An 18137-nucleotide genomic window follows, 5' to 3' on the forward strand; every position below is an offset into this window, starting at 1 on the left:
TCTAGTGTGAAATGTTCTACAAAATCGGCATACTTCGGATAGGCCGCGGCTAACGGAAACCGGGGGACCTCGCCGGCCGCCGGCGTCCGGGCCCGCACCCCGGGCGCGGCGGACGGCCCCGTCCCCGTGATCTCGCCCCTGGTGCGCAGGCTGGCCCGGCAGAACGGCCTGGACCTGCGGGAGATGACCGGCTCCGGACCCGACGGGCTGATCCTCCGCGCGGACGTGGAGCACGCGCTGCGCGCCGCCGCCGAGGGCCGCGCGGGCACGACGGCCGCTGCACCGGGCCCGCGGACCGGCCGGGCGGACGCGCCGGCACCGGCCGCGGGCACTCCGGGCGTCACCCGTGTCCCGCTCAAGGGCATCCGCGGGACCGTCGCCGACAAGCTCTCCCGCAGCCGCACCGAGATCCCCGACGCGACCTGCTGGGTGGACGCGGACGCCACCGAACTGATGCGGACCCGCGCGGCGATGAACGCGGCCGGCGGGCCGAAGATCTCCGTCATCGCCCTGCTGGCCCGCATCTGCACCGCCGCGCTCGCCCGCTTCCCCGAGCTCAACTCCTCGGTGGACACCGGGGCCAGGGAGATCGTCAGGTACGAGGACGTGCACCTCGGCTTCGCCGCGCAGACCGACCGGGGACTGGTCGTCCCCGTCGTCCGGGACGCGCACACGCGGGACGCCGAGTCGTTCACGGCGGAGTTCGCCCGGCTGACCGAGGCGGCCCGGGCCGGGACACTGACCCCCGCGGAACTCACCGGCGGCACCTTCACGCTGAACAACTACGGAGTGTTCGGCGTCGACGGTTCCACGCCGATCATCAACCACCCCGAGGCGGCCATGCTCGGCGTCGGCCGCATCGTCCCCAAGCCGTGGGTCCACGAGGGCGGGCTCGCGGTGCGGCAGGTCGTGCAGCTCTCGCTCACCTTCGACCACCGGGTCTGCGACGGCGGCACCGCGGGAGGCTTCCTGCGGTACGTGGCGGACTGCGTCGAGCAACCGGCGGTGCTGCTACGGACGCTGTGAGTCCGCTTCGAGCCGGCGACGCCCCCGGCCGTGTCCATGTGCCCCCGCGTTCCCCGTGATCGCGGGGGCACGCATACTCGGAGGGTGACCGAGTACCAGCCGCCCGGCGCTTCCCCCGGTGACCCCTCCGGGAGTCCCGGCCCCGCGTACGACGCCGTCGTACTCGCCGGCGGGGCCGCCCGGCGGCTCGGCGGGGCGGACAAGCCCGGGGTGCGGGTGGGCGGCCGGGCGTTGCTCGACCGGGTGCTCGGGGCCTGCGCCGGCGCCCGGACCACGGTGGTCGTCGCCGCCCCCCGGCCCACCGCACGGCCGGTGGTCTGGGCCCGTGAGGACCCTCCGGGCGGCGGGCCCCTGGCCGCGCTCGCCGCCGGGCTCCGGCACACCACGGCCGACCGTGTCGTCCTGCTCTCCGCCGACCTGCCGTTCCTCGACCACCGCACGGTGCGAGGACTGCTGGCACCCCTCGGGCACGGCGCCGCCGACGGCGTGCTGCTGACCGACTCCGACGGCCGGGACCAACCGCTCGTCGCCGCGTACCGGACCGAGTCCCTGCGCCGCGAACTGGCCGTGCTCACCGGCCGGTACGGCGGGCTGACCGGACTGCCCCTGCGCCGGCTGACCGGCTCGCTCGATCTCACCCGCATCTCCGACCCGGTGGCGTCCTTCGACTGCGACACCTGGGACGACATCGCCACCGCCAGGGCACGCATCAGGGAGCATGGACACGTGTTGGACGAATGGATCTCCGCAGTCAAGGACGAGCTGGGCATCGACCTGGACGTCGACACCGGCGTGCTGCTCGACCTCGCACGGGACGCCGCCCACGGGGTGGCCAGGCCCGCCGCGCCGCTGACCACCTTCCTCGTCGGCTACGCGGCCGCGCAGGCGGGCGGCGGCCGGGAGGCCGTCGCCGAGGCGGCCCGCAAGGCCGCGGCACTCGCCCTGCGCTGGGTCGACGAGGAGGATCCCGACACCACGGCCGCCGCCGACACCGCGTCCTCGACCGACACCGCGTCCTCCGGGGCCGGACCCGACGGAGCGGTGCCCGACGCCACCCCCGACACCCGCCCGGACGCCTGATGACCGCGCGAGTCACCCGGGCCGGGAAGGACGCCGACGACCTCGACGTCGAGGAGGCGCTTGCCCTCGTGAGGAAACACTCCGGCGGTACCCCGGGCGGTCGGCCCCCCGGAGGCACCCCGGGAGCCCCCCGCCACCCGCACCACGACGCCACCGACTGGACCGAGGCCCGCGCCGTCGCCGAGCGCGCCCCGCGCCACACCACCGGCAACCGCGCCGGCCACCTGGCCCCGGTCGCCGTACCCCTCGCCTCCGCCCTGGGGCTCACCCTCGCCGCCCCCCTCACCGCCCTCACCGACCTGCCCTCCTTCGACACCTCCGCGATGGACGGCTGGGCGGTCTCCGGCCCCGGCCCCTGGACGGTACGGGACGAGGGCGTCCTCGCCGGGCACGCCGCGCATCCGCCGCTCACCGACGGCGAGGCCGTCCGCATCGCCACCGGCGCCCGGATCCCCCCGGACACCACCGCCGTGCTCCGCAGCGAACACGGCCGCACCGACGACACGGGCCGGCTGCACGTCACCGACGCCACCAGGCCGCCGCACACGGTCGCCCACGGCCAGGACATCCGCCCCCGCGGCCAGGAGTGCCGCAGCGGCGACCAGCTGCTGCCCGCGGGAACCCTGGTGACCCCGCCGGTCCTGGGCATGGCCGCCGCCGCCGGATACGACAGGCTCACCGCCGTCCCCCGCCCGCGCGTCGACGTGTTCGTCCTCGGCGACGAACTGCTCGGCGCGGGCCTGCCGCACGACGGGCTGATCCGTGACGCGCTCGGCCCGCTGCTGCCGCCCTGGCTGCGCGCGCTCGGCGCGGAGGTGACCGCCGTACGCCGGGTCGGCGACGACGAGCGGGCACTGTACGAGGCGATCACGGCGTCCGACGCCGACGTCCTCGTCACCACCGGCGGCACCGCCGCGGGTCCGGTCGACCATGTGCACCCCGTCCTGCGCCGCATCGGCGCCGAACTCCTCGTGGACGGCGTCACGGTGCGCCCCGGCCACCCCATGCTCCTGGCCCGCACCCCGGACGGACGGCACCTCGTGGGCCTGCCCGGCAATCCCCTCGCCGCCGTCTCCGGCCTGCTCACGCTCGCCGAGCCGCTGCTGCGCACCCTCGCGGCCCGCCCCGCCCCCGAGCCGTACGCACTGCCGTTGCGGGACGCGGTGCAGGGACACCCGCGCGACACCCGGCTGGTCCCGGTCGCCCTGCGCGACGACCGGGCGCTGCCGCTGCTCTACAACGGTCCGGCCATGCTGCGCGGGATCGCGGCGGCCGACGCGCTCGCCGTGGTGCCCCCCGGCGGTACACGGCCCGGTCAGGAGGCGGAACTGCTCGACCTGCCCTGGGCGTCCAGGGGAATCGGGGTGTGTTTCACGTGAAACTTCCGGGCCAGGACGCCATCGCTCGCCAGGCGGACGAACACCTGGTGACCCACCGGGTGAAACTCCCGAGGAAAATGGTGGAGCATCCGGTCCGCCAGGTGGCCAAACGCCTGTCGTGGGCCCTGGTGGTGCTGGTGGTGACGGCGTGCGTCGTGTACGCCGACCACGACGGCTACCACGACAACTCCGACGGGGCCATCGATCTCCTCGACGCGTTCTACTACGCGACCGTCACCCTCTCCACCACCGGGTACGGCGACATCACGCCGGTCAGTGACGGCGCCCGGCTCACCAACATCTTCGTCATCACGCCGCTGCGCGTGCTGTTCCTCATCATCCTGGTCGGCACCACCCTCGAGGCCCTCACCGAACGCACCCGGGAGGAGTGGCGACTGAACCGCTGGAGGTCCGCCTTGCGCGATCACACCGTCGTCATCGGGTTCGGCACCAAGGGCAGGTCCGCGATCAAGACCGTCTGCGCGACCGGGCTCAGGAAGGAGCAGGTCGTGGTCGTCGACCCCAGCGCGAAGGCGATCGACGCGGCCACGGCGGACGGCTACGCGGGCGTCATAGGGGACGCCACGCGCAGCGAGGTGCTGAAGCGGGCCGAGGTGCAGCGGGCACGGCAGATCATCATCGCGACGCAGCGCGACGACACGGCGGTGCTGGTGACGCTGACGGCCCGCCAGATCAACCGGGGGGCGAAGATCGTGGCCGCGGTGCGCGAGGAGGAGAACGCCCCGCTGCTGAAGCAGTCGGGCGCCGACGCGGTCATCACCAGTGCCAGCGCGGCCGGTCGGCTGCTCGGACTGTCCGTGCTCAGCCCCTCGGCCGGCATGGTCATGGAGGACCTCATCCAGCAGGGCTCCGGGCTCGACATCGTGGAGCGGCCGGTCATAAAGGCCGAGGTGGGCAAGGTGCCCCGGGAGATCGACGACCTGGTGGTGAGCGTCGTACGCGGGCACCGGGTGCTCGGCTACGACGACCGGGACGTCGGGACGCTGGAGCTGACGGACCGGCTGATCACGATCGTGCGGGCGACGCCGGGCACGCAGATCGCGCCCGACGTCCGCCCGCTCCGCACCTGAGACCGGCTGTTCCCGGTCGCCGTCTACTTCCGGTTGTAGAGCCGCATCGTGACCGGTCCGAAGACCGCCACGAACAGTCCGGCCCAGCCCAGCGTCCAGGCGATCTCGTCGGCCGGCCAGTCGCCCGCCATCAGCCCGCGCACCGCGGACGCCAGGTGGGTGACGGGACTGTTGTTGACGAACGCCTGGAGCCAGCCGGGCATGGTGCGCGGGTCGACGAAGACGTTGGACAGGAAGGTGAGCGGGAAGATCACCATCATGCTGACGCCCATCACCGACTTCTCGGTGCGCAGCAGCAGTCCGAACATCGTCCAGATCCAGGAGAAGGCGAACGAGAACAGCACCAGCAGCGCGATCCCGGCGAGCACACCGGCTACCCCGCCGTCGGCGCGGTAGCCGAGGATCATGCCGACGGTCAGCATCACGACGGACGCGATGGTGTAGCGCAGGGCGTCGCCGAGCAGGTAGCCGACCATCGTCGACGGCCGCCAGATCGGCAGGCTGCGGAACCGGTCGAAGACGCCCTTCTCGATGTCCGTGTTGACCGAGACGCCGGTGTACATGGTGATCATCACGACCGACATCACCAGGATGCCCGGCAGCAGGAACTGGATGTACTCCTTCGGCGACCCGGCCAGCGCCCCGCCGAACAGGTACGTGTACATCAGCACCATCATGATCGGGAACGCCGTCACGTCGAACAGCTGCTCCGGTACGTGCTTGATCTTCAGGATGGCCCGCCAGCCGAAGGTCAGCGAGGCCGACCAGGCACTGGGCCGTGCGGGCCGCTCCCCGGCGACCAGCAGCTCGGCGAGGGAGTCGGCGCGCACCGGGGCGAGGTCGGCGCTCTCGGTGGTGGTCGTGGTGCTCATGCGGCGACCTCGTCCTTCGGGTCGTGGGCGGAACCGGTTCGGGGCTGCTGGGTGTCGTGGCCGGTGAGGGCGAGGAACACCTCGTCCAGGCTGGGCTGGCCGAGCGAGAAGTTGTCGACGGTGATGCCGCCGCGGGCCAGTTCGTTCAGCGCGCGGGCGGCCTGCTCGGCGGCGGTGTCGTCGCTCGCGGCCCTGGTGAGGCGGGCGGTCAGCGCCACCGGGTCGGGTTCGGGCTGCACCCGCGCGTCGAGGACGCGGCGCAGCAGGTCGGCGGCGAGCGGCCGCTGCTGCGGGTCCCGCAGCCGCAGGTGGACCGATCCGGCGCCGACGGACGCCTTCAGCTCGCCCTTGGTGCCTTCGGCGATCACCCTGCCGCGGTCGATGACGGCGATCCGGGACGCCAGCTGGTCGGCCTCGTCCAGGTACTGCGTGGTCAGCAGCACCGTCGTGCCCTGGGCGACGACCGCGCGCACGATGTCCCACACCTGGTTGCGGCTGCGCGGGTCCAGACCGGTCGTCGGTTCGTCGAGGAACAGCAGGTCGGGGGTGCTGAGGATGGAGGCGGCGATGTCGATCCGGCGCCGCATGCCGCCGGAGTAGTGCTTGACCTGCTTCCCGGCCGCGTCCGTGAGGCCGAAGGCCTCCAGGAGCCGGTCGGCGCGGGCGCGGGCGGCGGGTTTGCGGTGGCCGAGGAGCCGGCCCAGCAGGACCAGGTTCTCGGTGCCGGTGAGGTCCTCGTCCACGGACGCGTACTGGCCGGTGAGGCTCACCCGGCCGCGCACCTCGTCGGCCTCGCGCACGATGTCGTGGCCGAAGACATGGGCCTCACCGCCGTCCGGCCGCAGGAGGGTGGCGAGCATCTTCACGGTGGTGGTCTTGCCGGCGCCGTTCGGCCCGAGGACCCCGTACACCGTGCCGGCCGGTACGGCGAGATCGACGCCGTCGACGGCCCGTGTCCCACCGAAGGTCTTGACCAGGCCGGCTGTCTCGATCGCCAGGCCGGACGTCTGCGCGCTCATGCTTCGGGTCCTTCCGCGTGCTCGGGCTACGCAGGGGCAGACCCCCACCGTCGCGCGAACTCATCGCTCGCGCACGTGGATTTCCGCCGGGACCGGTCCCGCGGCCGGGAGAGGGGGCGACGCGGGTCGCGGGAGGCGGTTCGGCGTGCCCGGCACGTCCCAGGAGTACCGTCCCCCTCATGTATGCGATCACGATTCCCGAACCCGGTGGGCCCGAGGCGCTGGTGTGGGGCGAGGTCCCCGACCCCGTGGCCGGTCCCGGCGAGGTCCTGGTCGAGGTGGTGGCCGGTGCCGTCAACCGGGCCGACATCCTCCAGCGGCAGGGCTTCTACGACCCCCCGCCCGGCGCCTCCCCCTACCCCGGTCTCGAGTGCTCCGGACGGATCGCCGCGCTCGGTGACGGGGTGAGTGGATGGGCCGTCGGCGACGAGGTCTGCGCGCTGCTCGCCGGCGGCGGCTACGCGGAGAAGGTCGCCGTCCCGGCCGGGCAGCTGCTGCCCGTCCCCCAGGGGCTCACCGTCGACCGGGCGGCGGCGCTCCCGGAGGTCGTCTGCACGGTCTGGTCGAACGTCTTCATGGTCGCCCACCTCCGCCCCGGCGAGACCCTCCTCGTGCACGGCGGTTCCAGCGGCATCGGCACGATGGCGATCCAGCTCGCCAAGGCCGTCGGCGCGCGGGTCGCCGTCACCGCCGGCACCACGGAGAAGCTGGAGCGCTGCGCCGAGCTGGGCGCCGACATCCTGATCAACTACCGCGAGCAGGACTTCGTCGCCGAGCTGAGGAAGGCCACCGACGGCGCCGGCGCGGACGTCATCCTCGACAACATGGGCGCCAAGTACCTGGACCGCAACGTCGAGGCCCTCGCCGTCAACGGCCGGCTCGCGATCATCGGCATGCAGGGCGGGGCGAAGGGGGAGCTGAACATCGGCGCCCTCCTCGGCAAGCGCGCCGCCATCAGCGCGACCTCGCTGCGGGCCCGGCCCCTGGAGGAGAAGGCGGCGATCGTGGCGGCCGTGCGGGAACACGTCTGGCCGCTCGTCTCCGGCGGCCGGGTCGGCCCCGTCGTCGACCGCGAGATCCCGATGCCGGACGCGGCCACCGCCCACCGGGTCGTGGAGGACAGCGGCCACATCGGCAAGGTTCTGCTGATCACGCCGAACTGAGCACCGCCCCCGGGACCGGCCGCCCGGCCCGGCGTGGCCGGGCGGGAGGCCGTGGCGCGCCCGCCCAGGACGCGCCGGCACCCGCTCAGGACGCGCCGCGTCCCTGACGCATGCGCAGGGCGACGACGGCGAGTCCGAAGCCGAGTCCGACGAGCACCAGGCCGCTGCCGAGCGGCAGGATGCGCAGGACGGGCCCGGGGGAGGCGGCCGCGTTCGGCTCCGCGGCCCGTGGGGTCGCCGAGGGCGCCGGCTCCGCGGCCCGGGACGCAGGGGGCCGCGGGAGGCTCGCACCGGGTGTCCGGGCCACGCCCCCGTCGCCCCCGGGGCGCCGCGCACCGGCCGCGTCCGGGGGCTCGCCCGCGTCACCGGCGTCGGCGTGCCCCGGTTTCCGCGGTACGGCACCCGCGTCCCCGACGTCCGCACGGTCCCGGTCGCGCCGCTCGCGCTCCCGCGGCCCCTCCCCGGTCACCTCGTGCCGCCCCGGCCGCTCCCGGACCCCGTCCGGCCGGTCACCGGACCGCGACGGCTCCCCGGAGGGAGACGGCCGGGGCGACGACGGAGGGGGTGAGGGGGACGAAGGGGGCCAGGGGGGCGGGAAGGCGGTGGCGGCCCCGTGCGCCACCCCCGCGCCGAGGGGCGTCGCGACAGGTCCGTACGGCAGCACCGCCGTTCCCGTCAGCAGCACAACCGTCGCCCCCACTACACGCAGCCATGGAGTCACGACCGTGACCTCCCGCGCCGGCCGGTGCCCGGTCGCACCGCCGGCAAGATGGGCCGGATGGACGCCCAACAGCCTGGCATTGCGGGACACTCACGGCATCCCGGGCGGGTCCGTCGGGTGGACCTCCCCGGAGGACCCCGCTTCCGGGGGCACCGCCGAAGGAGCACGGGGCGGTGCGCGACAATGGCGGCATGGAGATGCCGAGGAACGAACGGTCGCCGGAGAATCCGCAGATCCTGGTCGTCGGCCAGGACGGCATGGCGCTCGGCGGCGGCAGCGGCGGCGGCGGGGACGAGGACTCCCGCGAGACCCCGGTGACGGAGCAGGTGGAGCAGCCCGCGAAGGTCATGCGGATCGGCAGCATGATCAAGCAGCTGCTGGAGGAGGTGCGCGCGGCCCCCCTGGACGAGGCCAGCCGGGCCCGCCTCAAGGAGATCCACGCCAGCTCGGTGAAGGAGCTGGAGGACGGCCTGGCTCCGGAGCTGGTCGAGGAACTGGAGCGGCTCTCCCTGCCCTTCACGGACGAGGGCACCCCGAGCGACGCCGAACTGCGGATCGCACAGGCCCAGCTGGTGGGCTGGCTGGAGGGCCTCTTCCACGGCATCCAGACCACGCTCTTCGCCCAGCAGATGGCCGCGCGCGCCCAGCTGGAGCAGATGCGCCGCGCCCTTCCGCCGGGCGTCGGCGACGGCCTGGAGGAGCCGCCCCCGGGCGGCCGCTCGGGCGGCCCCTACCTGTGACCGTCCCCCCGCCCTGACGGAACGACACGGACGACGCGGAGGGGCCCGGCATCCGATGCCGGGCCCCTCCGCCGTGCCGTGCGGGGGCCGGGATCAGGAGGGAGGGTTGCCCGTGGAGACCTTGAGCGTGATCTGCGGCATGTCCTCGGGGTCGACGTCGGTGCCCGCCGGCGGGAACTGTTCCCGGACGGAGCCCTCGCCGTAGGTGTTCTCGTCCACCTCGAGGATCTTGACCTCGCCCCAGCCGGCGGCCTGGAGGCACTCCTTCACGGACCCGATGTACTTGAACCTGAAGTTCGGCAGCCGGACCTTGTCGGGGTCGTTGTACGACTCCTGCGGCTCCTCGCACTCCTCCTTGTCGATCTTCTTCGACGTGTCGGGGCCGCGGTAGCCCGCCGCCTTGTCCGTCGAGGCCGAGGCCGAGGCGCTGCTGTCCCCGCCACCGGCCTGCGGGTCCTCCTCGCCGCCGTTCATCGTCAGCGCCGCGATCAGGCCGCCGACGGCGAGGAGGGAGACGACGACCGCCCCGATGACCACCGACTTGTTCCGGCCGCCCCCGCCCGGTCCGGCCGGCTGGGGCGTGAGGTTGTACGCCGGGGTCTGCGGTGCGTACGGCGCCGGGGCGGGCGTCGGGTAGCCGCCCTGCTGCGGGTAGCCGTACGCCGGGGAGGGCGCGGACGGCGCCGGCGTGCCGTACGGAGGGGGCGCGGACGGCGGCTGGTACGGCGTCCGCACGTCGCCCGCGGGCGCCGGGGTCGCCTGGCCGACCGGCGGGAACACCGCGCTGCCGACACCGGCGCCGCTCTGTGCCTGCGCACCGGGGACGATGTTCGGCGGGGCCGGGTGGAAGGACTGCGCGACCCGCAGGCACTCCCCGCGCATGGCCTCCGCGCTGGGGAAGCGCTCGTTGGGGTTCTTCCTCAGCGCGCGGGCGATCAGCGCGTCCACGGCCGGCGGCAGCGAGCGGTTGACCGAGGACGCGGCCGGCGGCTCCTCCTGGACGTGCGCGTACGCGATGGCCAGCGGTGAGTCCGCGTCGAACGGCAGCCGCCCGGTGACCAGCTGGAACAGCATGATGCCGACCGAGTACAGGTCCGAGCGGGCGTCCACGCCCCGGCCGAGCGCCTGCTCCGGCGAGAGGTACTGCGGAGTGCCGACGACCATGCCGGTCTGCGTCATCGACGTCACCCCGGACTGCATGGCGCGGGCGATGCCGAAGTCCATCACCTTGACCACGCCGCGCCTGGTCATCATCACGTTGCCCGGCTTGATGTCGCGGTGGACCAGGCCCATCTCGTGGCTGATCTCCAGGGCGGCCAGGACGTCCGCGGTGATCTTCAGCGCCTTGTCGGCGGGCATCGCGCCCTGCTGCCGCACGTCCTCGTCGAGCACGGAGCCCAGCGGGCGGCCCTCGACGTACTCCATGACGATGTACGGCGTCGTCATGCCGTCCAGTTCGTCCTCGCCGGTGTCGAAGACGGAGACGATGTTGGTGTGCGTGAGCTTCGCCACTGACTGCGCCTCGCGGCGGAAACGCTCCCGGAAGGCCTGTTCCCGGCCCAGTTCCGTGTGCAGCGTCTTGATGGCGACCTGGCGGTCGAGCACGCTGTCGTAGGCGAGGTGGACCGAGGCCATGCCGCCCTGGCCGAGCAGGTCCCGCAGTTGGTAGCGTCCGCCGGCGAGCGCCCGCCCCGTGTTCCGGCCCTGTGCGCCGTCCTGGCTCATGTTCCGCGTCCCCCGTGGCCTCTGCGGCGCCGCCGTCCGTGGCCCGTCCGTCGTAGATCCGATGCGCTATTCCCGGCCAAGTCTGCCCCAGGCCACCGACACGTCAAGCACGGTGCCCGTTCCGTGACCGTACGCGAAGGAAGCGTCGCGGAAGCGTTACAGCGGTCGTACCGCCGGTACACGGAATTTGCACGACAGTACGGGGTGCGGGTTTCATGGCCGGTCCGTCTCGTGCCGGTGCTGGCAGCCCGTCCCGGACCGGGGGCACACGCGAAGGCTGTAGCGTGGCCGACGAAGACCGTAACAACACCGCGCGCACCGCGGGCAGAAACGACGGCGAGGACTGATGGCACAGCAGCAGCGCGCTCAGGGCCCGTCCGACGACCCCGAGGCGACTGGCGGCGGCATCTCGGACGCGCCGGACAACTGGGGCAACGGCGGGCTGGTCGGCGACGGCCGGTACCGGCTGACCCACCGGCTCGGCCGGGGCGGCATGGCCGAGGTGTTCGCCGCCGAGGACGTACGTCTCGGCCGGACGGTCGCCGTCAAGCTGCTGCGCGCCGACCTCGCCGAGGACCCCGTCTCCAAGGCGCGCTTCACGCGCGAGGCGCAGTCGGTGGCCGGTCTCAACCACCACTCCATCGTCGCCGTGTACGACTCCGGCGAGGACGTCGTGGGCGGTCAGTCGGTGCCGTACATCGTGATGGAGATCGTCGAGGGCCGCACCATCCGCGACCTGCTGATGAACGCCGAGGCCCCGGGCCCCGAGCAGGCGCTGATCATCGTCTCCGGTGTCCTGGAGGCGCTCGCCTACTCGCACCAGCACGGCATCGTGCACCGCGACATCAAGCCGGCCAACGTCATCATCACCCACAACGGCGCCGTGAAGGTGATGGACTTCGGCATCGCCCGCGCGCTGCACGGCGCGTCCACGACGATGACGCAGACCGGCATGGTCATGGGCACCCCGCAGTACCTCTCCCCGGAGCAGGCGCTCGGCAAGGCCGTCGACCACCGCTCCGACCTGTACGCCACCGGCTGCCTGCTGTACGAACTGCTGGCGCTGCGGCCCCCCTTCACCGGCGAGACGCCCCTGTCGGTGGTCTACCAGCACGTCCAGGACATCCCCACGCCTCCGTCGGAGGCCTCGGACGCCTGCCCGCCGGAGCTGGACGGCCTGGTCATGCGCTCCCTCGCCAAGGAGCCCGACGACCGCTTCCAGACGGCCGAGGAGATGCGCGGACTGATCCAGTACGCGCTGCAGATGCTCTACGAGCAGGGCGGTCACACGGGCACCTGGAACACCGGCCCGGTGGAGATGCACGAGGGCCCGCGCACCCCGGCGGCCGGCTTCGCGGGCACGACCGTGATGCCGCACCCGGACGTCTCCGGCACGGCGGCGATCCCGCAGCCGATCCTGCCCACCGGGTACGGCGGCGGGGACGACGGCGGCTTCGAGGGCCACGGCAACAAGGGCGACGGCCGCGGCAAGCTGTGGATCCTCGCGGTGCTCGCGGTGATCGCCGTCGCGGCGGGTGTGGCGCTGGCGCTGAACAGCGGTGGCGGCGGCGGGGGCGGTGGCAAGACCGACACGTCTCCGTCCGTGACGCGGAGCACCGAGGACGAGAAGTCCAGCGAGAGCCCCAGCGACGAGGAGACCGAGGAGACCACCGACCCGGGCACCGAGACCGAGACCGACCCGGGCACGGGATCCGGCGGGAACTGGGACCAGCCGTACACGCCGCCCGCGACGCCGTCGCAGACGGAGACCGAGTCCGAGGAACCGGTCGAACCGCCGACGTCCACGCAGCCGACCCAGACGGGCGGCTCGAACCCCGGCGGTGCGGACGGCGGCAACGAGGACGGCGGCGCGGGCGCGGGCGGCACGGACCCCGGCGGTACGGACGGCGGCACGGAGGACGGCGGCGCGGGCGCGGGCGGCGTGGACGCCGGTGTGAACGGCGGCGCCGAGGGCACCACCACCGGCTGACCCCGGCGGCCCCGCTCCTCCCGCCGTCCCCGGCGTCGCACCCACGCGGCACGCCGTCCCCCGGTCACGGAACCCGACTCTTCCCGTGCCCGGGGTGGCCGGGATAACGTGCCGTTGCTCCGGCCTCCTGCAAGGCTGTGACCAGCGCGCCTTCGAGGCCTTCCCCGATTTACTTGGAAATCCAAGAAAAATCGCAGGTCAAATGGGGTTTCACAGAAATGTGGAGCACTGGGTAACGTGCCTCTTGCAGGGCGCTCGCCGGGGCACCTGTCACGCCTGTTCCCGGCCGAGTGGCACCCACCCCGTGCCCGGTGGCCGAGAACAGGTGAGCCGCACTGGCCCACCGGCAACCCCGGGGGTCGGACCGACGGAGGAGCACACGTGACCGTGGAGAGCACTGCCGCGCGCACACCGCGACGCAGCGCCGGAAGCAAGGCCGGCACCACCGGCACCAAGCGCACCACCAGCACCACCAAGAAGGCCACCGGCGCGGGGAAGAGCGCCGAGCCCGCCCTCGTCCAGCTGCTGACGCCCGAGGGCAAGCGCGTCAAGAACGCCGAGTTCGACAGGTACGTCGACGGCATCACCGCCGAGGAGCTGCGCGGCCTGTACCGCGACATGGTGCTCACCCGCCGCTTCGACGCCGAGGCCACCTCCCTGCAGCGCCAGGGCGAGCTGGGCCTGTGGGCCTCGCTGCTCGGGCAGGAGGCGGCGCAGATCGGCTCCGGCCGGGCGCTGCGCGACGACGACTACGTCTTCCCCACCTACCGCGAGCACGGCGTCGCCTGGTGCCGCGGGGTGGACCCGACCAACCTGCTCGGCATGTTCCGGGGCGTGAACAACGGCGGCTGGGACCCGAACGGCAACAACTTCCACCTGTACACGATCGTCATCGGCTCGCAGGCCCTGCACGCCACGGGCTACGCGATGGGCGTCACCAAGGACGGCGCGGACAGCGCGGTCATCGCCTACTTCGGCGACGGCGCGTCCAGCCAGGGCGACGTGGCCGAGGCCTTCACCTTCTCCGCGGTCTACAACGCCCCGGTGGTGTTCTTCTGCCAGAACAACCAGTGGGCGATCTCCGAGCCGACCGAGAAGCAGTCCCGCGTGCCGCTGTACCAGCGCGCGCAGGGCTTCGGCTTCCCGGGCGTACGCGTGGACGGCAACGACGTGCTGGCGAACCTGGCCGTCACCAAGTGGGCCCTGGAGCGGGCGCGCGCCGGTGAGGGTCCGACGCTGGTCGAGGCGTTCACCTACCGCATGGGCGCGCACACCACCTCCGACGACCCGACCCGCTACCGCGGTGACGAGGAGCGCCTGGCCTGGGAGGCCAAGGACCCGATCCTGCGCCTTCGCCGCCACCTGGAGTCCGCAAACCACGCGGACGAGGGATTCTTCGCGGAACTGGAGACCGAGTCCGAGGCGTTGGGCAAACGAGTGCGCGAAGCGGTCCGTGCCATGCCGGACCCGGACCACTTCGCCATCTTCGAGAACGTGTACGCGGACGGACACGCGCTCGTGGACGAGGAGCGTGCGCAGTTCGCCGCCTACCAGGCGTCGTTCGTGGACGCGGACGGGGGTAAGTGACATGGCGGAGACCGTGACATCCAAGAACATGGCCCTGGCCAAGGCGATCAACGAGTCGCTGCGGCGGGCCCTGGACGAGGACCCGAAGGTCCTCGTCATGGGCGAGGACGTGGGCAAGCTCGGCGGCGTGTTCCGGGTGACGGACGGGCTGCAGAAGGACTTCGGCGAGAGTCGCGTCATCGACACCCCGCTCGCCGAGTCGGGCATCGTCGGCACCGCGATCGGCCTGGCCCTGCGCGGCTACCGGCCGGTGGTGGAGATCCAGTTCGACGGCTTCGTCTTCCCGGCGTACGACCAGATCGTCACGCAGCTCGCGAAGATGCACGCCCGCTCGCTGGGCAAGGTCAAGCTGCCCGTCGTCGTGCGCATCCCCTACGGCGGCGGCATCGGCGCGGTGGAGCACCACTCGGAGTCCCCCGAGTCGCTGTTCGCGCACGTGGCCGGCCTGAAGATCGTGTCGCCGTCGAACGCGTCGGACGCGTACTGGATGATGCAGCAGGCCATCCAGAGCGACGACCCGGTGATCTTCTTCGAGCCCAAGCGGCGCTACTGGGACAAGGCCGAGGTCGACACCGAGGCGATCCCGGGCCCGCTGCACACCGCGCGCGTGGTGCGCGCGGGCACGGACCTCACCCTCGCGGCGTACGGCCCGATGGTGAAGCTCTGCCAGGAGGTCGCCGACGCGGCGGCCGAGGAGGGCCGCTCCCTGGAGGTGCTGGACCTGCGCTCGGTCTCCCCGCTCGACTTCGACTCGATCCAGGCGTCGGTGGAGAGGACGCGCCGCCTGGTCGTGGTCCACGAGGCACCGGTGTTCTTCGGCTCCGGCGCGGAGATCGCCGCCCGGATCACGGAGCGCTGCTTCTACCACCTGGAGGCCCCGGTGCTGCGGGTGGGCGGCTACCACGCCCCGTACCCGCCGGCCCGCCTGGAGGAGTCCTACCTCCCGGACCTGGACCGGGTGCTGGACGCCGTCGACCGCTCGCTGGCGTACTGAGGAGAGGGTCGTGACGACGATGACGAACGCGTCCGTACGCGAGTTCAAGATGCCGGACGTGGGCGAGGGCCTCACCGAGGCCGAGATCCTCAAGTGGTACGTCCAGCCGGGTGACACGGTCACCGACGGCCAGGTGGTCTGCGAGGTCGAGACGGCGAAGGCGGCCGTCGAGCTGCCCATCCCCTACGACGGCGTGGTCCGTGAGCTGCACTTCCCCGAGGGCACCACGGTCGACGTGGGCACGTCCATCATCGCGGTGGACGTCGCGGGCGGCGCGGCCCCGGCGGCGGAGGATGCGCCCGCCCCCGCCCCCGCTCCCTCGGCGGAGCCCGAGGAGCAGCCGGCGGCCCGCCAGCCGGTCCTGGTCGGCTACGGCGTGGCGACGTCCTCGACGCGCCGCCGTCCCCGCCGGACGGCGGCCCAGGACACCACGGCCCAGCAGGCGGCGGCAGCCGTCCAGCAGGAGCTGAACGGCCAGGCCGCCCCGGCGGCCCCCGCCGTGGAGGCGTCGCGTCCCCTGGCGAAGCCCCCGGTGCGCAAACTGGCGAAGGACCTGGGCGTCGACCTGGCGACGGTCGTCCCGACCGGCCCGGACGGCATCATCACCCGCGAGGACGTCCACGCGGCGGTGGCCGCGGTCCAGGCCCCGCGGGAGCAGGCCGCCCCCGTGCCGGCCCCCGTGTCCGCGCCCGCCCCGGCCGCCCCGGTGTCGTACGACACGGCCCGCGAGACCCGCATCCCGGTCAAGGGGGTCCGCAAGGCCACGGCGGCGGCGATGGTCGGCTCGGCGTTCACGGCGCCGCACGTCACGGAGTTCGTGACGGTCGACGTGACCCGCACGCTCAAGCTGGTCGAGGAGCTCAAGCAGGACAAGGAGTTCACCGGCCTGCGCGTGAACCCCCTGCTGCTGATCGCCAAGGCCCTGCTGGTCGCGATCAAGCGGAACCCGGAGATCAACGCGTCCTGGGACGAGGCGGCCCAGGAGATCGTGGTCAAGCACTACGTCAACCTGGGCATCGCGGCGGCCACCCCGCGCGGCCTGATCGTCCCGAACATCAAGGACGCCCACGCCAAGACGCTGCCGCAACTGGCCGAGTCCCTGGGCGAACTGGTGTCCACGGCCCGCGAGGGCAGGACGTCGCCCGCCGCGATGCAGGCGGGCACGGTGACGATCACCAACGTCGGCGTCTTCGGCGTCGACACGGGCACGCCGATCCTCAACCCCGGCGAGTCCGCGATCCTCGCGGTCGGTGCGATCAAGCCCCAGCCGTGGGTCCACAAGGGCAAGGTCAAGCCCCGCCAGGTGACCACGCTCGCCCTCTCCTTCGACCACCGCCTGGTCGACGGCGAGCTGGGTTCCAAGGTGCTGGCCGACGTGGCGGCGATCCTGGAACAGCCGAAGCGGTTGATCAGCTGGGCCTGACGCCCGGGAACCGCTAGGTTCACGAGACGGGAGGGGCGCCGCAACGTCGGATTGCGACGCCCCTCCTGCCGTTCCGGTCCGCTCAGTCCCGCTGGAGCACGTACACCGGAGCCCCGCCCTCGGCCCCGCCCCGCGAGCGGATGCAGGCGTGCCTGCGCAACATCCGGAGGCACTCGTTGACGCGGTGCACGGAAAGTCCCGTACGGGCGGCGATCGACTCCAGCGGCTCGCGCAGCTCCCCCTGCTCGACGAGCACCGGCGCGATCACCACGGCCACCGCCCACACGTCCTCCGTCACGGACAGCCGCTGCCGCCAGTCGGCCAGCACCGACTCGGTGGTGGGCCGCGCGATGAGGAGGGCCGTGGGCGTCCGACGTTCGAGGACGAGGGCGTCGAACCGGTCCGCGATGCGTTCCATCGCCCGGACCATGGCCTGCTGCACGGCGAGGGTGGCCTGTTGGGTGACCAGCAGCTCCCTCTGCAGGATCACCGTCTCCTTCTGCAAAGCGATCGATTCGCGCTGCCCGTCGGCCAGCTTCTCGTCCAGCTGGAGGTTGTGCGCCTCCAGTCGGACGATGGCCTCGGCCACCTGCTCCGGCATCGCGTAGGCGATGGGGGCGCCGGGTTCGGCGGACTGCACCTCGGCCTTCGTCAAGGTGTAGTGCCCTTCCTGCTGCACTGCCTCGATCACCTCGGCCACCCACTGTTTGAAGGGTGCGCAGGCCGGTTTCGTGCAGGCGTTGACGAGCAGGATCAGACCTTGCAGATCGATCAGCTGAAGGTCTCGGCGCCAGTTCCGACCTGCGGGAATGCTGAGACCGTGACTTCCAGTCACTGTCTCGAGATTGTCTCGATGGTCCTCCGGGACATGGTCGAGGAGTGCCTTGCGGGGGGTGGTGTACCCCAGCGACTTGCAGACGTCCACTGCCGGGAACCAGTGGCTTCCGTTCGGCATGGTCAGCCGCCGGACCCGTTCTCCGGTCGCCGCGTGGACGAAGTCGCTGATGTCGATGGCCCCGGTCCGCTCGGTGGAGCCGGGCTGCTTGCTGGGTTCGTTCATATGAACCACCTCCGCTGCGGAACGTAGAGCCGGGCGGAACGCATATGCCAGCCGGTTCGATGATGTTCACGATTGCGATCGAAGTTGACCGGAACGGCTGTGCGGGCCGACGGGAGTGTGCAGGGCGGACATCGGCGTGCGGCACGCGGTGTGTGCCGGGTGCCCGCCGAACCGGGCCGTCCCGAGTCGGTCGGGCCCGTCGACAGCATCCGCGGGGAGGCGTGGAACACCGTGCCCGGGTTCGGCTCCGGGGAGTCCGCACACGGC

14 protein-coding genes and 1 pseudogene are annotated in these 18137 nt (G+C 72.8%); 10 read left to right on the forward strand and 5 right to left on the reverse strand.

Annotated features, from left to right (window positions below):
- Positions 1–93 precede the first annotated feature (93 nt).
- The 4 genes and pseudogenes from ABTY20_RS25825 to ABTY20_RS25840 form a co-directional block, all read left to right on the forward strand.
- Positions 94–1026 (forward strand): annotated as a pseudogene (locus ABTY20_RS25825) (dihydrolipoamide acetyltransferase family protein); the annotation flags it as partial.
- Positions 1027–1110: 84 nt separating this feature from the next.
- The gene (locus tag ABTY20_RS25830) at positions 1111–2106 is read left to right on the forward strand and encodes an NTP transferase domain-containing protein (RefSeq protein WP_351999437.1); all 996 of its coding nucleotides are present in this window, start codon (positions 1111–1113) and stop codon (positions 2104–2106) included.
- Positions 2106–3485 carry a molybdopterin molybdotransferase MoeA gene (locus ABTY20_RS25835; protein ID WP_351999438.1) on the forward strand — a complete coding sequence of 460 codons (1380 nt, stop codon included), beginning with the start codon at positions 2106–2108 and terminating at the stop codon, positions 3483–3485. Before ABTY20_RS25830 ends, ABTY20_RS25835 begins: the two co-directional genes overlap by 1 nt.
- Positions 3482–4576 (forward strand): potassium channel family protein, encoded by a 1095-nt coding sequence (locus ABTY20_RS25840; RefSeq protein ID WP_351999439.1) that lies wholly within the window; start codon positions 3482–3484, stop codon positions 4574–4576. The genes ABTY20_RS25835 and ABTY20_RS25840 overlap by 4 nt, the downstream gene beginning before the upstream one ends.
- Before the next feature lie 23 nt (positions 4577–4599).
- Here ABTY20_RS25840 and ABTY20_RS25845 read toward each other — a convergent pair whose 3' ends face one another.
- Together ABTY20_RS25845 and ABTY20_RS25850 are read right to left on the reverse strand one after the other, a co-directional pair.
- Positions 4600–5448 (reverse strand): ABC transporter permease, encoded by an 849-nt coding sequence (locus ABTY20_RS25845; RefSeq protein ID WP_351999440.1) that lies wholly within the window; start codon positions 5446–5448, stop codon positions 4600–4602.
- Positions 5445–6467 (reverse strand): ATP-binding cassette domain-containing protein, encoded by a 1023-nt coding sequence (locus ABTY20_RS25850; RefSeq protein WP_351999441.1) that lies wholly within the window; start codon positions 6465–6467, stop codon positions 5445–5447. The genes ABTY20_RS25845 and ABTY20_RS25850 overlap by 4 nt, the downstream gene beginning before the upstream one ends.
- A gap of 179 nt (positions 6468–6646) precedes the next feature.
- On the opposite strand from ABTY20_RS25850, the gene ABTY20_RS25855 reads away from it, so the two are divergent.
- Positions 6647–7630, forward strand: coding sequence for an NAD(P)H-quinone oxidoreductase (locus ABTY20_RS25855; RefSeq protein WP_351999442.1), 984 nt, complete (start codon positions 6647–6649; stop codon positions 7628–7630).
- Between the two features lie 85 nt (positions 7631–7715).
- Here the strand turns inward: ABTY20_RS25855 and ABTY20_RS25860 are convergent, their stop codons facing one another.
- The gene (locus tag ABTY20_RS25860; protein ID WP_351999443.1) at positions 7716–8099 is read right to left on the reverse strand and encodes a hypothetical protein; all 384 of its coding nucleotides are present in this window, start codon (positions 8097–8099) and stop codon (positions 7716–7718) included.
- A 443-nt stretch (positions 8100–8542) separates the two neighbouring features.
- Here ABTY20_RS25860 and ABTY20_RS25865 point away from each other — a divergent pair, with 443 nt between their 5' ends.
- Complete coding sequence (locus tag ABTY20_RS25865) at positions 8543–9091, forward strand: bacterial proteasome activator family protein (RefSeq protein WP_351999462.1); 549 nt, start codon at positions 8543–8545, stop codon at positions 9089–9091.
- Positions 9092–9184: 93 nt separating this feature from the next.
- Here the strand turns inward: ABTY20_RS25865 and ABTY20_RS25870 are convergent, their stop codons facing one another.
- On the reverse strand, positions 9185–10816 hold the full coding sequence (locus ABTY20_RS25870) for a protein kinase domain-containing protein (protein ID WP_351999444.1): 1632 nt from the start codon (positions 10814–10816) through the stop codon (positions 9185–9187).
- Positions 10817–11162: 346 nt separating this feature from the next.
- Between ABTY20_RS25870 and ABTY20_RS25875 the strand changes: the two genes are divergently transcribed.
- The 4 genes from ABTY20_RS25875 (at position 11163) to ABTY20_RS25890 (ending at position 16810) form a co-directional block, all read left to right on the forward strand.
- A complete protein-coding gene (locus ABTY20_RS25875) occupies positions 11163–12806 on the forward strand; it encodes a protein kinase domain-containing protein (RefSeq protein WP_351999445.1) in 1644 nt (547 codons plus the stop codon).
- A 381-nt stretch (positions 12807–13187) separates the two neighbouring features.
- Entirely contained in the window at positions 13188–14393 is a 1206-nt protein-coding gene (gene pdhA, locus ABTY20_RS25880; RefSeq protein WP_351999446.1) for a pyruvate dehydrogenase (acetyl-transferring) E1 component subunit alpha, read from the forward strand.
- 1 nt (position 14394) lies between these two features.
- Positions 14395–15387 carry an alpha-ketoacid dehydrogenase subunit beta gene (locus ABTY20_RS25885; RefSeq protein WP_351999447.1) on the forward strand — a complete coding sequence of 331 codons (993 nt, stop codon included), beginning with the start codon at positions 14395–14397 and terminating at the stop codon, positions 15385–15387.
- 19 nt (positions 15388–15406) lie between these two features.
- On the forward strand, positions 15407–16810 hold the full coding sequence (locus ABTY20_RS25890) for a dihydrolipoamide acetyltransferase family protein (RefSeq protein ID WP_351999463.1): 1404 nt from the start codon (positions 15407–15409) through the stop codon (positions 16808–16810).
- Between the two features lie 82 nt (positions 16811–16892).
- Here ABTY20_RS25890 and ABTY20_RS25895 read toward each other — a convergent pair whose 3' ends face one another.
- Positions 16893–17870: a BRO-N domain-containing protein gene (locus ABTY20_RS25895; protein ID WP_351999448.1), complete on the reverse strand. Its 978-nt coding sequence runs from the start codon at positions 17868–17870 to the stop codon at positions 16893–16895.
- Between the last annotated feature and the right edge of the window lie 267 nt (positions 17871–18137).

Origin of the sequence: Streptomyces sp. NPDC126497, from assembly GCF_040302425.1 — a bacterium.
Taxonomy (GTDB): Bacteria; Actinomycetota; Actinomycetes; order Streptomycetales; family Streptomycetaceae; genus Streptomyces.

Bases quoted from the DNA above. Each gene is read 5' to 3' on its own strand.
- ABTY20_RS25835 (WP_351999438.1), top strand. From the start codon at position 2,106: ATGACCGCGCGAGTCACCCGGGCCGGGAAGGACGCCGACGACCTCGAC.
- ABTY20_RS25845 (WP_351999440.1), bottom strand. From the start codon at position 5,448: ATGAGCACCACGACCACCACCGAGAGCGCCGACCTCGCCCCGGTGCGC.
- ABTY20_RS25850 (WP_351999441.1), bottom strand. From the start codon at position 6,467: ATGAGCGCGCAGACGTCCGGCCTGGCGATCGAGACAGCCGGCCTGGTC.
- ABTY20_RS25855 (WP_351999442.1), top strand. From the start codon at position 6,647: ATGTATGCGATCACGATTCCCGAACCCGGTGGGCCCGAGGCGCTGGTG.
- ABTY20_RS25865 (WP_351999462.1), top strand. From the start codon at position 8,543: ATGGAGATGCCGAGGAACGAACGGTCGCCGGAGAATCCGCAGATCCTG.
- ABTY20_RS25870 (WP_351999444.1), bottom strand. From the start codon at position 10,816: ATGAGCCAGGACGGCGCACAGGGCCGGAACACGGGGCGGGCGCTCGCC.
- ABTY20_RS25875 (WP_351999445.1), top strand. From the start codon at position 11,163: ATGGCACAGCAGCAGCGCGCTCAGGGCCCGTCCGACGACCCCGAGGCG.
- ABTY20_RS25885 (WP_351999447.1), top strand. From the start codon at position 14,395: ATGGCGGAGACCGTGACATCCAAGAACATGGCCCTGGCCAAGGCGATC.
- ABTY20_RS25890 (WP_351999463.1), top strand. From the start codon at position 15,407: ATGACGAACGCGTCCGTACGCGAGTTCAAGATGCCGGACGTGGGCGAG.
- ABTY20_RS25895 (WP_351999448.1), bottom strand. From the start codon at position 17,870: ATGAACGAACCCAGCAAGCAGCCCGGCTCCACCGAGCGGACCGGGGCC.